This window comes from Enterobacter adelaidei, assembly GCF_041937165.1.
Classification (GTDB): domain Bacteria; phylum Pseudomonadota; class Gammaproteobacteria; order Enterobacterales; family Enterobacteriaceae; genus Enterobacter; species Enterobacter adelaidei.
Window position 1 is genome coordinate 2,799,740 of record NZ_CP154353.1, and the last position, 14,227, is coordinate 2,813,966.

Annotated in this window: 10 protein-coding genes; 4 read left to right on the plus strand and 6 right to left on the minus strand. The window is 51.3% G+C overall.

What is annotated here, in order from left to right; translation table 11 throughout:
• Position 1: 1 nt before the first annotated feature.
• The 4 genes from AAHF05_RS13665 to AAHF05_RS13680 form a co-directional block, all read right to left on the minus strand.
• On the minus strand, positions 2–3,400 hold the full coding sequence (locus AAHF05_RS13665; RefSeq protein ID WP_129323341.1) for a glycosyltransferase: 3,399 nt from the start codon (positions 3,398–3,400) through the stop codon (positions 2–4).
• Positions 3,400–7,035, minus strand: a complete 3,636-nt coding sequence (locus tag AAHF05_RS13670) for a glycosyltransferase (protein ID WP_374936341.1) — start codon at positions 7,033–7,035, stop codon at positions 3,400–3,402. Before AAHF05_RS13670 ends, AAHF05_RS13665 begins: the two co-directional genes overlap by 1 nt.
• Before the next feature lie 172 nt (positions 7,036–7,207).
• The gene (locus AAHF05_RS13675; RefSeq protein WP_108089650.1) at positions 7,208–8,113 is read right to left on the minus strand and encodes a flagellin; all 906 of its coding nucleotides are present in this window, start codon (positions 8,111–8,113) and stop codon (positions 7,208–7,210) included.
• 187 nt (positions 8,114–8,300) lie between these two features.
• Complete coding sequence (locus AAHF05_RS13680; protein WP_108089649.1) at positions 8,301–9,233, minus strand: flagellin; 933 nt, start codon at positions 9,231–9,233, stop codon at positions 8,301–8,303.
• 237 nt (positions 9,234–9,470) lie between these two features.
• On the opposite strand from AAHF05_RS13680, the gene fliD reads away from it, so the two are divergent.
• The 4 genes from fliD (at position 9,471) to amyA (ending at position 13,259) form a co-directional block, all read left to right on the plus strand.
• Complete coding sequence (fliD, locus tag AAHF05_RS13685) at positions 9,471–10,874, plus strand: flagellar filament capping protein FliD (RefSeq protein ID WP_049005150.1); 1,404 nt, start codon at positions 9,471–9,473, stop codon at positions 10,872–10,874.
• A 24-nt stretch (positions 10,875–10,898) separates the two neighbouring features.
• Positions 10,899–11,309, plus strand: coding sequence for a flagellar export chaperone FliS (gene fliS / locus AAHF05_RS13690; RefSeq protein ID WP_021241380.1), 411 nt, complete (start codon positions 10,899–10,901; stop codon positions 11,307–11,309).
• Positions 11,309–11,668, plus strand: coding sequence for a flagella biosynthesis regulatory protein FliT (gene fliT, locus AAHF05_RS13695; RefSeq protein ID WP_028019584.1), 360 nt, complete (start codon positions 11,309–11,311; stop codon positions 11,666–11,668). Before fliS ends, fliT begins: the two co-directional genes overlap by 1 nt.
• A gap of 103 nt (positions 11,669–11,771) precedes the next feature.
• Positions 11,772–13,259, plus strand: a complete 1,488-nt coding sequence (amyA, locus tag AAHF05_RS13700; protein ID WP_129323339.1) for an alpha-amylase — start codon at positions 11,772–11,774, stop codon at positions 13,257–13,259.
• Positions 13,260–13,301: 42 nt separating this feature from the next.
• Here amyA and yedD read toward each other — a convergent pair whose 3' ends face one another.
• Positions 13,302–13,715, minus strand: coding sequence for a lipoprotein YedD (yedD, locus tag AAHF05_RS13705; protein ID WP_108089646.1), 414 nt, complete (start codon positions 13,713–13,715; stop codon positions 13,302–13,304).
• A gap of 74 nt (positions 13,716–13,789) precedes the next feature.
• Entirely contained in the window at positions 13,790–14,104 is a 315-nt protein-coding gene (fliE, locus tag AAHF05_RS13710; RefSeq protein ID WP_028019587.1) for a flagellar hook-basal body complex protein FliE, read from the minus strand.
• Positions 14,105–14,227: the final 123 nt, after the last annotated feature.

The window sequence follows — 14,227 nt, forward strand, 5'->3', positions numbered from 1 at the left end:
GTTACATAAACAGCCTGCGGACAACCTCCGGGATGGACTCCCGATGGTAAATGAAGGCGTTAATCTCCCGCTGGCTAACCACGTGGCTGTTAGCATTAGCGATTTCGTTCTGCCAGACCTGAGGGTCAGCATTAAGGCGTCGGAAAGGGAGATCGTTGTGCAATGAAGGAACATCGCTAGCCACGATCGCTATTCCACAGGCTGCGAGCTGAACCGCCTGATAGTCATCTTTAAAGCGGTTTTGGTCGCTGTTCAGCCTGAAAATAATCGCTGTGTCGGCTTGCAACTGATGCAGCTGTTCAGGTGACATCCGTTCCCCGTGCCAGCGAACCGTTTCTGCGACCATAGGCAGCCACGCCGGTGGCCATTCCCCCAAAATGATCCAATCCACCCTGGTGTGCGTGGCGGCGATAATCCGGCTAATGAATTCTCGCTCTTTTAAAGATAACGCTTCCGGTATACACAATACACGTCTGCGTTCGGCCGAAATCGGCCTTGCCTGCGCCACCCATTCACGCCCCAGCAACACCGGCAGGCACGACACCGGCCGCTTTCGTTTGCCTAACTGAGCTTCACGCTCTGCAGACCAGGTAAGCCAGTGCGTCACCACGCTTACCTGGTCCTGAGTGTTATTCCCTGGCCCGCCTGAATCCGCCAGCGCATAAATTCGCAAAGGAATAATCTGGCTCACCGCCGCAAGACGTGCTGAAAGCGCCTTATCCGGGGCGTGGGTTAGCACCACAATATTCGGTACGAGACGCAATATTTCTGGCACGGTGAGGTCGGAGTAATCTCGTTTCAGGCAGATAGCATTATCTGTCGACAGATTCTGCAGCAAGTCGGCGATACGTTTCGAGTATTCGCAGTCCTCACCATTTTTCAGCAACAGAACATTTGCGCGCGTCGAGGAGAAATCTTCAGATCCGTTGGTTATAAAAGGCCCGTGACGGAATAATGGACGTTGTAGACTGAGATAGCGGTTATAGGCCGGATCGTCAGTGAAAAACTCCGGCATCTCCGCGAGTAATGTCTGGCGCTGGGTACTCTCGCTGACGCAAATCTTTTCGAGAAGCCGGGTATTGTCCGATACTACAACGCTGAACGGCGTCCAGATGGCAAGATAACCAGCACGCTTTAGCTTCAGAGGCAGAATAATATCAATGACGTGCTGGTCGTCATATTCAACCGACAGCCCTCCGACCCGTTGCCATGCCTCACGCTTTACCAGCAGGCAGTTGCTGCTCAGAACGGTATAGTTTTGCTCGCACTGGTAGCGCGACAGCTCCCCTTCTGTTTGCCAGGGTTCCCCTTGACCTACATGTCCGACCCAACCATCGGCCCCAGCGATCATACCCGCACTCAGCAACCGTTGGTCGGTGGTGATAAATTTCGGCCCAGCGCTTCCCACTTCAGGGCGAATTACATGGCTCAGCAATGTTGTCAGCCAGTTTTTCAGGACAAAAAGCGTGTGGAGATCCAGAAGTAAAATAAAATCGCCAGTCACATTTTGCTCCAGGAGGTTCATGCGACTTGCGAAGTTTTGCTCAACTCCACAGACGATCACCGTTAATGGCATCACCTCCTGCATCTGCTTGATAAGATCAATCATTGCTGAACTGGCATTTTCAGCCACCGCCAGCAGAATCTCTTTGTTCTGCCACTCGGTATTATTTATGAGGCTCTCAACGCAGCGGATCAGTAACGCCGGATCGTCGCCCGCGTCGAGCAGAATGCTGACTTTTTCATGTTCTGGCTGTGGGTAACTAATCCGCCATGTCAGATTTTTTTGCTGCCCGGCTTGGGCCTGAGAGAATCCACGATGCTGCAGATAACGCTGGAGGATCTGTGCTTCTTCGAGCGAAGCTGGGGAGTCAAATACGGAGGCAGGCACCAGGGTAGTAATATCTGCAATATGCCCGATACAGCCAGTTCCCCATTGCAACAGATAATCGATCAACACGTCAAATTCGAAAGCCTGGCTGAATTCAGGGTTAAATTGACCCGCGCTCAGCCAGCTCTCGCGCCGGAACCAGATGCGCCGTAAATAGCGGTGAGGCGAAGCGAGGAACAGGTCGAGATTGAAATCTGGTTTACGTATCGGAGTGATTTCACCACCGTCAGCGCGTACCGCCTCATCCGTATAAATGGCCTGACACTCCCCGGCATGTGAGAGCATATTACGCATCATCCCGATGCTTGCCGCAGTATATTCAACACCCGCGTCGATGCAGTGCAGCCAGTCGAATGCCTCTGTTTCTGCCAGTTGCCTTACAGTACTAACCCAGCTATCTCCCGTAACCGCGCGAATATCCATGGTCTTAGCGCGATACCCTGGCTCTGGCGCAACAAGAAGAATTGTATGTGGATCAACACCTTGACGGGTAAGTGAGGCGACGGATGCGTCGATAGCACTCACCTGCGCATTCGGGCACAGGATAACGTGCAGCAGACGGGTTTCCGCCGTAACCGTCGTCGGCAGGGTGCGGTGAGAAAGCCAGTGGCTGAATGAGGTGCGCTCCTTTACGTCATCGTGCTGCTGCGCTTTCGCCTGGGTTAGAGACAGGAAATGATCAAACTGGGTATCCAGAAGCCGCCTTTTGGCCAGAACAACGTCACGGACAATCGGTAGCCCTGCCCGAATCTCGTCCAGTGCTTCCGGGGAATCGGAGTAACCGAAACCGGCACCACCGATATCCTGTAACGATTGCTCATTCAACGCATAATGTTCGTAGCCAGGAGCCGACAACGAAACGACCGGACAGCCACATAGCATGGCTAGCAGGCAGGTTCCTGACGACTCATAGGTGTAAAGCACCCGCCCGCGTTTGAGAAGCATCGCCAGATCGCGTAATGACAAAGGATTACGCATCGACAAAATGGTGATATTTTCTGGCAGCCCCGATAAATCAAGCGCAGATTCAGGGATCCTGTTCAGGTAGAGAAAGTCTTTATCTTTAACTGGCTGGTCATCCTGAAAGAGTGAGAGGTCATAACATTCAATCCCCAGAATGTTCGGATTGGGTTCTTTGTCTGCAAACTCAGGGCGATACCAGAAAAAGAGATCGTCAGCACTGGCCTCAATGGCATTTTGCATGATGACCCCTTCCCTGTTTAGCATGTAGCGGACGGTTACTGGCGCAGAAAAGGGATTTCCCGTTGTTACCTCCGGGTAAACAGCAATCCAGGACTTGCCGCTGGAGATGACCTGTTCATAGGCTTCTTGCGTAAGCGCTGGCGCATTCCAGTCGGGGTTGACGGTACAACCGACCATCCAGGCGCGACCACCGCGCTCATTGATCATATGGCATAAACGGTGAAGTACCTGAATACCCAACGACGACTCGCGGTAGTCCGGCGCGGCAATCAGGTAGGGAGAATGAAGATCTATATGCATAGTCATTATGCCAGCCACCCCTGTTGCCAGTCATTGAGTCCATTATCACGTAGATACCAGTCACGCTGCACGGCATCCCGGAGTTCATCCCCCTGGCGGATACGGTAATCCGCGTCATTGAGGTATAACTGAATGGCTTTCATCCAGTCCTTATAACGGTTTTCCACCAACGTCACCGGTAGCCCACAACGGTACGGAGCAATATCCGTGGCAATGATCGGTACTCCACAGGTACCAATTTCCAGCAGACGTAAATTACTCTTACATTCATTGAACTGATTGATATCCAGAGGAACCAGGGCCAGATCGAGATTCAGGCTGGCCAGCTTTTCCGGGTACATCTCGAAAGGAACGCCAGGGTGGAACTCACAATGGACATTACGCGGCTTCATCCCCATAAAGACCCATTCAACATCATCTTCCAGTGCCTTAATCAGAGGTAGCAGGATTTGCAGATCCCCGGCATGGGTGCTCCCCCCCGCCCAGCCAACACGTAATTTTTTACCCACCCCACGCTGACTCTGCAAATGTCCCCATTGGTCGGGTGCAAGGCGGTTCTGTGCAATGCGGATATCGTGATGGTAACGGCTATAGGCTTCAGCAAGCGGCGCCGTTGAGACAACAATTCTGTCTGCGCTTTCGAGTATTTTGCGGAAGCTCTTCACCATATGCTGCGGATAGTTATTACGATTACCATTTTTCAACGGCACGTTAAGTAAGAAATCATCGTATTCAATGATAACTTTGGCATTACAGACCTCACGCAACTGCTGAATAATGTCCGGGAAACGGCTACCGGTGAGGGACTCAAGTAAAATCACATCTGGCTGAAGTTGCGCGGCTTCCATGACGGAAGGGATGCTGTTCATCATTCCTCCCTCCAGCATATGATGGCGCTCCATCGCTTTAAACGGCTGCATAACCCGGTGATGCCCGCAGCCATTCCAGTCAACATGATGCGCCAGCACAACCGGCACAGGACGTCCCGGCAAAGGTGCATGCAGACGCGCGGTGTTTACACTCAGGGTGAAAAGCGCGCCGGATTTTTGCATCAGCGGATGATAAGAAGGATCGTTGAGCAGCTCTGCCTTCCACTCGTTACGCAACTGTGTAAAGTGTTCCAACATCGGTCGTTCGGGAATCTGGTACTTATCGGCCAGAAGACGTGTCGCTCCGCCCATATGTTGAACGCGCGAATAGGGGGTCCAGACGTTTAAGTAGCCCTGCTTTTGCAGCCTTATTCCCAGGTCAACATCGGCAAAATAGACGGGATAACGTTCTTGCGTAAATCCGTTAAGTGCAAAGAAAACCTCTTTTCGCAGCATCATACAAGAACCACTCACTGCAGTTACATTATGTGGAGCGCAAAGATAGTCCTGAAAACCTGAGTCAGCCCCTCCAGCCCCGGCAAAAGCAACCTCCACACCGTTTTGAACGCCAGTCAGATAGCCGCCATGCTGGATCCGTCCATCCTTAAACTCCAGTCGAGCCCCTACCACACCCACCTCCGGGCGTAATGCGTGTTCCAGTAACGCTTCCAGCCACCCGCCATCAATGATTTCACAATCGTTATCAAGGAAAACGAGCACGTCCCCCCTCGCCTGCTGCGCGGCGGCGTTGCCCATCTCAGCAAAATTGAATGGCGCGTCGTAACGCAATATCCGCACCTGTTCCAGCCCAAGACTCGCTAAATCGTTCAGGAACCGGCAGGCATCGTCCTCTACCGACTGGTTATCAACGATCATCAGCTCATAGCGCGCATAGCGGGTCTTTTCCATCAGGCTTTCAATGCAGTTCTTTAGTAAAGCAAACCGATCGCGCGTGGGGATAATAATAGAGACCATCGGCTGGGCGTCCCAGTGATAGCGAAGGCGAGGCAGAGCGTGAGCGGATGCCTGCTCATAGGAGGCAGAGATGCCAAGCCGCATAAGGTGGGCCAGTACGCCATTCCGATGCTGATCCATAAGACCTGGCTGTTCTGTCCAGCGTTGCGCAGGTTCCGAATTGCAGATCAGCACTTCCGGCACATGCGTTAAGACACTGGTACCCTGCTTCTCGACCAGACGCCAGAGCAAATCGATAAATGGCATATTGGTAAAGAGAGGGTCCAACCCTCCTGCGGCCCTTGCCGCATGACAATCTATGAGCAACGCCTGTCCAATGTAAGGCTGACTGCGCAGGAGATCGATATTAACCCCGGGGCGCAAGGTGACAACAGGTTCATCATTTTCGGCAATCGTCATTTCGTCACAATAGGCGACACTTGCCTCTGGATGATGAATTCGGTGCTCAGCAAACCGCAGCAGCGCGTCATCTAACAGGGTGTAGCCCGCAGGTAGCATCAGCAGCGCCTGAGCAGGGCTGTTTTCCAGTAACGCATTAATATCGGAAATAGAATGCGCCACCTCTACGGAGATCGGCGCTAGCGATTGAGCGAGCGCCGATGCATGGGTAATCAGGTACTCTTCATTCGTTTTATTCTGCGCGAGGATAACAACACCAAGGCTGGATCTAGCCGGAAAGGCATCAGCAAAGGCACGCAAAGCTTCACGACGCGCGTTCGTGATATTTCGATCCTTCATCCAGCGGGTGATAGAGTAGTTTTCGCTCTGCTGGACCAGCAGAGCTTTGCTGTGGAATGCCAGCGCGTAGCGATCTTTTTCAGAAAGCGTATAAGGCGTTTGCGACGCAGGAAAATCCAGCACAGCGAGAATATTCTGCTCAAGGCTCCAGCGTGATACGAATGTCTGATGATTTCTCTGCACCCATTTCATGGCATCGTCATAGCCGTCGGTCAGCAGTTGAATCCACTCGTCTGCTCCCGGGCAAAAACGCAGATTTACCCCGGAGAAATAGTTAGCTTCATAGTGCGGAAGATTTGCATCGCTCAGATACCCTTCAACGTAGTTCCCGTGGGCTAAAAAGACCGGTACGCCGAGAACAAGTGCTTTAGGAACATATTGTTCATCGGTAATAATAACGTCATAACCCGCGAGCCACTCCGGTTCAATTCGCCCGGATTGAACACTTAAATCGAGCCATTCGATGCGTAGCTGCGACTGAGCTGCGCGCTGCTGCACTTCATACATTTCAGCGGACATTTTATCCGCGATATAGAGAATCCGACGCAACTCTTGCGCCTCACGCTTCGCGTAAACGTCGGAGAAAGCGTCCGGCACGATCCACGGCATCAGGCGTAGCTTGTCTTCCTGGATCCCCGTCTGTAGCAGGATAGTCTGAGTAAATGCTGAAAGGCCAAGCACGCGGGTTGCCAGAGCATTCTCTAGCTCGGCACCCCATGGAATATAAAGATCATTGTAATCGCTGTAATGACGGAAGATAAAAGATCCCGCAGTTTTCTGCTCATGCAGAGCAGTAAGCAGTTTCTCGCTAAAAAAGCCTTTGACGACCCATATAACGTCATAGTGCGCGGCCAGCTCTCCCGAATTCTCTGTAACAATCGTCAGGGCTCCAGTTGCCTCCAGTCGCGCCACTTCAGGCTGAAGACGCTTCCCGATAAACGAGGTACATAAAATCACGCGCCATTCCTGTCTTAGCAGGGCATCAGCTATGTCGAGCACTTCCGTGCAGGAAGCAGACCATGCGTCCAGTTTGTCCACACTTATCAGAATTTCAGGCATTTTTTATCCTTAACGCCGCCACAAGGACGCCTACAGATCTATTTTCAGTAATGCAATATTGTGAGGGATAGAGGACGGTTTAAGAGGAAAAATAGCTTGTGTAATTGGGTTTAAATCCGGCGATTGGGAAATAAAAAAGGCATCCGAAGATGCCTTTTTTGCGTTATCAAAATTAACGCAGCAGGGACAGCATAGTTTGCGGAACCTGGTTGGCCTGAGCCAGTACAGAAGAGCCAGCCTGCTGCAGGATCTGCGCGCGGGACATGTTGGACACTTCAGTCGCGTAGTCGGAATCCTGAATACGGCTGCGGGCAGCGGACAGGTTGTTCACGGTATTGTTCAGGTTAGTGATGGTGGACTCGAAACGGTTCTGAGACGCACCCAGCAGGCTGCGCTGGTTGTCTACAGATTTGATTGCCGCATCGATATCTGCCAGCGGGCTACCATCGGTAGTACCACCGGAGGTCACCGTACCGCTCAGAACGTCGAAACCTTCTGCTGCAGTAGTACGTGCGGTACCGTTGATGCTCTGACCAGAGGTAACAGAGGTTGCGCCAGAGGCGTTGAACAGGTTATAGGCGTTAGAGCTGCTCAGGCTGATAGAGATAGTTTCTTGATCCTTAGAACCTACCTGGAAGCTGTAGCTGCTGGAGCCAGTGCCGGTGTTCAGAACTTTAATGCCGTTGAAGTCGGTCTGAGTCGTTACGCGGTTCACTTCTTCCATACGCTGGTTAACTTCAGCCTGGATGGAGTCAATGTCGGAAGCAGAGTTAGAACTGTTCTGCGCCTGAACGGTCAGATCACGGATACGCTGCAGGTTGTTGTTGATTTCGCCCAGTGCACCTTCTGCCGTCTGCGCCAGAGAGATACCGTCGTTGGCGTTACGTGCAGCAACGGTCAGACCGTTGATGTTAGAGGTGAAGCGGTTAGCGATCGCCTGGCCAGCAGCGTCGTCTTTTGCGCTGTTGATGCGCAGACCGGAGGACAGACGCTCAATCGCGGTGCCCAGAGAAGACTGAGATTTGCTCAGGTTGTTCTGAGTCATCAGCGACAGAGTGTTAGTATTAATCACTGCCATGGTAAGTATCCTTTAATTGATTATGAGTTCCGGCTAGCTGCCAGGGGCTTCATCGCCTTCATAAAGGTTATCGACAGGGCACTTACAAACTTTAGATCTTTTGATCTTTTTTTCTTTTCTTATTTCATCTTGATTTTAAAAGAAAAAAGCGCCGACATGCGGCGCTTTTTGTCTGTCATAACAGCGATTAACGCAGCAGGGACAGCATAGTTTGTGGAACCTGGTTGGCCTGAGCCAGTACAGAAGAGCCAGCCTGCTGCAGGATCTGCGCGCGGGACATGTTGGACACTTCAGTCGCGTAGTCGGAATCCTGAATACGGCTGCGGGCAGCGGACAGGTTGTTCACGGTGTTGTTCAGGTTGGTGATGGTGGACTCGAAACGGTTCTGAGACGCACCCAGCAGGCTGCGCTGGTTGTCTACAGATTTGATTGCCTTATCGATGTCTGCCAGTGGGGTAGTACCTGCTGCAGTACCACCAGTGCCACCAGTTACCGCACCGTGCAGAACGTCGAAGCCTTCTGCTGCAGTCGTACGTTGGTTACCGTTAACAACGTCACCAGTGGTCATTGCTTTGGTGTTCAGCGTCGCGCCGGTGTTGCCAGCAGCGGCCAGGTTAAAGCTATCGCTGGAGCTCAGAGTGATACCGATAGTTTCTTTATCTTTTGAGCCAACCTGGAAGTTGTAGGTGCTGGAGCCAGTGCCGGTATCCAGAACTTTGATACCGTTGAAGTCGGTCTGCTTGGTCACACGGTTCACTTCTTCCATACGCTGGTTAACTTCAGCCTGGATGGAGTCAATGTCGGAAGCAGAGTTAGAGCTGTTCTGCGCCTGCACGGTCAGATCACGGATACGCTGCAGGTTGTTGTTGATTTCACCCAGTGCGCCTTCAGCAGTCTGCGCCAGAGAGATACCGTCGTTGGCGTTACGTGCAGCAACGGTCAGACCGTTGATGTTAGAGGTGAAACGGTTAGCAATCGCCTGACCAGCAGCGTCGTCTTTCGCGCTGTTGATACGCAGACCGGAGGACAGACGCTCGATCGCGGTGCCCAGAGAAGACTGAGATTTGCTCAGGTTGTTCTGAGTCATCAGAGACAGGGTGTTAGTATTAATAACAGCCATGATGTATTCCTTTGAAAAAGTTATCAGATTTAGGCATCTGCCTACGGCTTTCTCACCGTCAATGAGGTTATCGACCGTCCTTTCTCAAGCTTTAGGAAAAAAATCATTTTTTTAAACCTGTAAACTGCCCGAATTTCTCCCTCTTTATTTACGCATTGTTTTTTTTAAATAGCGCTAATCTTTTTCTCGTTTCTGCCGATAGACCATCCAGCGATTGTCTCAATAAAGGATGAAAAAATGGCAAGTATTAGTTCACTCGGCGCAGGTACTTCACTGGACCTCAATACGTTGTATGACAATTTACAGACAGCTGAGCAAACCAAGCTAAAGCCTATCACTACCCAGCAAACGTCATATAAAGCCAAGCTGACAGCATGGGGGGTGGTGCAGACAGCACTCACTAAATTACAGACTGCTTCAGATGCATTAAAAAATACCTCTGCTATTGCACAATCAAAAGTTTCCAGCACTAACACGGCGTTTAGTGCAACGCTTGCCAGCAGCGCAGCGGCAGGATCTTATTCCGTTGAAGTAACGCAACTGGCGGCTGCGCAGTCTCTGTTGAGCCCTAAAGTCGGCAGTAAGGATACCGAACTCGGCGACAGCAGCATGAGCACGCGCACCCTCACAATCACTCAGCCGGGGCAGAAAGATCCGTTAACGATCACCCTGGCGAGCGATAAGACCAGCCTTGCCGATGTGCGTGACGCTATTAACGCCAAGCAGGGAAGCGTAAGCGCCAGCATTATCAAAGCGGATGACAACAGTTATTACTTAGCGCTGACTTCCCGTGATACTGGTACAGCAAACGAGATGACCATTACGACGGATGATAGCCAACTGGCGAAATACGTCAGCTACAACCCATCCAGCGCCACCAACGTGATGAGTGAACAGGTTCCAGCCGCCGACGCTAAAGTCAATATCAACGGTATCGAGATCGTTCGTAGCAGTAATGCCATCACGGATGCACCAGAGGGCGTTACCCTAAACCTGACGAAGACCAATAAAGGCAGCCCGGAGACATTGTCAATTGTCAAAGACAACCAGCCAATGACCGATGCCATTCAGGCTTTTGTGGATGCGTATAACTCTCTGCAGACCACTATTGCCAATCAGACGAAATATACGGCGGTCGATCAGGGAAGCACCAACCAGGACAGCAGCAACGGCGATCTGTTGGGCGACGGAACGCTGCGTAATATTCAGACCCGTCTGCGCTCGATGATTTCGGCCAGTCAGGGTTCAGGCGATCTGGCCACTTTATCCCAGATTGGGATTACGCAGGATATCACCGGTAAGCTGACGGTGGACAGTACCAAACTCAACAAGGCACTGAACGAAAAATCGGCTGACGTCGTCGCGTTCCTGTCCGGCGATGGAAAAACCACCGGGTTTGCCACCCAGACCAGCAGTCTGCTGAAAGACATGCTCGGAACTGATGGTTCCGTACAGAATGCCACCGCGGGCATTAACAAGACGCTGAAAAAACTGTCGGACGAATACGATCGCGTAAACGCGCAGATCACTGCCACCATGGCACGTTATAAAACGCAATTTACCAGTCTGAGCCAGCTTGTCTCAAAGATGGATCAGACCGGAAGTTATCTGACCCAACAGTTTAACGCCATGAACCGTTAATAAATGATGAATTGAGGTTTTACCATGTATACAAAATCGGGAATTCAGGCATATGCTCAGGTCGGCGTTGAATCGGCCGTTCTGAGTGCCAGCCCACATCAACTGGTTGTGCTTCTTTTTGATGGCGCATTAAGTGCCATGAAGAAAGCCATCATTTTGATTGAACAAGGTGATATTCCCGGTAAAGGGCAGGCCATAAGTAAAGCAATCAATATCATCAGTAACGGTTTGCAGTCAGGTCTAAACCATGAGATTGGTGGCGACCTGGCGGCAAATCTCGATAGTCTTTATGACTATATGACCAGGCGTCTTTTACAGGCTAATCTTCATAACGACATCAATGCCATTAATGAAGTAGTGGAGTTACTCAATAACATTGCTGATGCCTGGAAAGAGATAGGCCCTCATTCTCAAAACATGCGGGACAATTACTAATGGACGTCCATCTCGGCTTGCTCCAACATTATCAGCAGTTATTAACAACCAGTAACACGATGCTTGTTCTTACCCAGGCAGGGCGCTGGGACGAGCTTATCGCTTACGAGGTTGATTATCTGACATCAGTTGAAAAACTTACCATGTTCCAGGATGCCAGCGAAATTCCGCCTCATATTCAGGCGCAAATACGCCCTATTCTGAAACAAATACTCGATAATGAAATCGAGTTGAAAACCTTGCTGCACCAGCGTATGGAAGAGCTGAAAGCACTGGTTGGACAGACGTCGAGACAACATAATCTGAACTCAACTTATGGACGTTTATCAGGAAATGTTCTCTTTCCCTCTGATCTCTAGTCTGGATATGGTCTTTTGCGGATGAATATTATTTTGTGATTTCATCCGCGTTTTATCCCCTTTTCGCCCATACTCACTGTGTTCTCAAAACGGAGCACGGACGATGAAAAACCCCACCCTGTTACAATGTTTTCACTGGTACTACCCTGCTGGCGGTGAATTGTGGCGAGAGGTCACGGCATTAGCCCCCAATCTTAACGAAATCGGCATCAATATGATCTGGCTGCCACCCGCTTATAAAGGCGCGTCTGGTGGGTATTCGGTTGGGTATGATTCTTACGACTTATTCGATCTCGGTGAGTTTGACCAGAAAGGCAGCATCGCCACCAAATACGGCGACAAACCACAGTTGCTGGAAGCCATTGACGCGCTTAAAAGCAACGACATTGCGGTGCTGCTGGATGTGGTGGTGAATCATAAAATGGGGGCAGATGAGAAAGAGTCTGTCCGCGTTCAGCGTGTAAACGAACAGGACCGCACGCAAATTGATGACGAGGTCATCGAGTGTGAAGCCTGGACACGTTACACCTTCCCTGTCCGCGCCGGGCAATATTCGCAGTTTATCTGGGATTACAAATGTTTCAGCGGCGTCGACCATATTGAAAACCCTTCTGAAGACGGCATCTTTAAAATCGTCAACGACTACACCGGCGAAGGCTGGAACGATCAGGTTGATGATGAAATGGGTAACTTCGATTATCTGATGGGCGAAAATATCGACTTTCGCAATCATGCCGTCACCGAAGAGATCAAATACTGGGCCCGCTGGGTCATGGAACAGACGCGCTGCGACGGTTTTCGTCTGGACGCCGTTAAACATATTCCTGCCTGGTTTTACAAAGAGTGGATTGAACACGTTCAGGAAGTCGCGGACCAGCCGCTGTTTATCGTGGCAGAATACTGGTCCCACGAAGTGGATAAGCTCCAGGCCTATATTGACCAGGTCGAGGGTAAAACGATGCTGTTTGACGCCCCCCTGCAGATGAAATTCCACGAAGCGTCACGCCAGGGACGGGATTACGACATGAGCCAAATCTTCACCGGTACGCTGGTGGAAGCCGATCCGTTTCATGCGGTAACCCTTGTGGCTAACCACGACACCCAACCTTTGCAGGCCCTGGAGGCACCGGTCGAACCCTGGTTTAAACCCCTGGCTTATGCGTTGATCTTGCTAAGGGAAAATGGTGTGCCGAGCGTCTTTTATCCCGATCTCTTCGGTGCCAGTTATGACGATACGGGGGGCGACGGTGAAATGTACCATATAGACATGCCGGTCATTGAGCAGCTCCACGAATTGATCCTCGCTCGTCAGCGCTTTGCCCACGGCGTGCAGACGCTCTTTTTTGACCATCCTAACTGTATCGCCTTCAGCCGCAGCGGTACCGAGGACGATCCCGGCTGTGTGGTCGTGTTGTCAAATGGTGACGATGGAGAGAAAGTGATTTGTCTTGGGGAAAACTACGGTAATAAAACGTGGCGGGATTTCCTCGGCAATCGCGAAGAGACCATCACCACGGCCGCGGATGGCGAAGGGACGTTTACCTGTAAAGGCGGGAGCGTCAGCATTTGGGTAATAGAGGAAGCGCTGTAAAAACAATGCCGGGTAAGCGTCAGCGCCACCCGGCAAAATTGGTTAAGGCGCCTTACTCTCCAGCGGATTTTTGCTCAGGTAATCAGCACACTCAACCGTTGGGCGGTCCACCTTCTGCAACTCCAGTCCGTCGTACTCAAGCGTTAAACCATCACGTTCCAGCGGATAGATATCCAGCTTGCGGGTTACATTGTAATAACTGTCTGAACGCAGCATGATTTTACCCGGCACGGCAATCACTCGCTGCCACTGACGGCAGTCAAGCGTATCGCCCTCTTCCGTCACCACCAGCGTGGCAATCGCCTCCGGGCTGACCATTTTGCTCTGCGGCCCTTTTGACTGCCAGTATCCCGCCAGTTCCGCCGGAACAGGATGCTTGATCACTTCTTTATAGTTATCGACCTGAACGCACCCGGTCAGTGCCAGCAGCGCACCAGCAATTGCTATTTTTTTCATCACCTTTCCTGCATTCGAAGAAAAAAATATTGTGGCATTAAAGCGCTAAGGCTGCCAGCGAAGATCGACAGGTCTTAAACCTGCATCCCCATGACTTCCTGGTAAGCCGACACCAGCTTGTTACGCACCTGGATCCCCATCTGCAGGGACACCGAAGCTTTTTGCAAATCGGTCATCACATCATTCAGGGCCACACCCGGTTCACCGAGGGTGAACTTCTCTGCCTGGGTCCGTGCGGCGGTCTGGGTATCGCTGATACGGTCAAGAGCGGCATGCAGTTGCCCTGCAAAGCTGATGCTCGGCTGTTGTTCTGCCACATTCTGATTACGGGCCGTCATCGCCGTTGCCTGCAACTGACTGATTACCCCTTCAATACCCTGTATAGCCATGACTCTCCCCTGGATGGTTTTTTACGCGGTCAAGACTAACAGCTTGTCAATAAGATAATGGCGGTAAATAGCGTGAAAAAACCAGGTTATTTGACGCATAGAAAATCACGAATCATCAAATAA

What these genes read in the sequence shown, in the direction of transcription:
- fliD (WP_049005150.1), top strand. Translation starts at nt 9,471, where the DNA reads ATGGCAAGTATTAGTTCACTCGGCGCAGGTACTTCACTGGACCTCAAT.
- AAHF05_RS13675 (WP_108089650.1), bottom strand. Translation starts at nt 8,113, where the DNA reads ATGGCAGTGATTAATACTAACACTCTGTCGCTGATGACTCAGAACAAC.
- fliS (WP_021241380.1), top strand. Translation starts at nt 10,899, where the DNA reads ATGTATACAAAATCGGGAATTCAGGCATATGCTCAGGTCGGCGTTGAA.
- AAHF05_RS13670 (WP_374936341.1), bottom strand. Translation starts at nt 7,035, where the DNA reads ATGCCTGAAATTCTGATAAGTGTGGACAAACTGGACGCATGGTCTGCT.
- fliE (WP_028019587.1), bottom strand. Translation starts at nt 14,104, where the DNA reads ATGGCTATACAGGGTATTGAAGGGGTAATCAGTCAGTTGCAGGCAACG.
- AAHF05_RS13665 (WP_129323341.1), bottom strand. Translation starts at nt 3,400, where the DNA reads ATGACTATGCATATAGATCTTCATTCTCCCTACCTGATTGCCGCGCCG.
- fliT (WP_028019584.1), top strand. Translation starts at nt 11,309, where the DNA reads ATGGACGTCCATCTCGGCTTGCTCCAACATTATCAGCAGTTATTAACA.
- AAHF05_RS13680 (WP_108089649.1), bottom strand. Translation starts at nt 9,233, where the DNA reads ATGGCTGTTATTAATACTAACACCCTGTCTCTGATGACTCAGAACAAC.
- amyA (WP_129323339.1), top strand. Translation starts at nt 11,772, where the DNA reads ATGAAAAACCCCACCCTGTTACAATGTTTTCACTGGTACTACCCTGCT.
- yedD (WP_108089646.1), bottom strand. Translation starts at nt 13,715, where the DNA reads ATGAAAAAAATAGCAATTGCTGGTGCGCTGCTGGCACTGACCGGGTGC.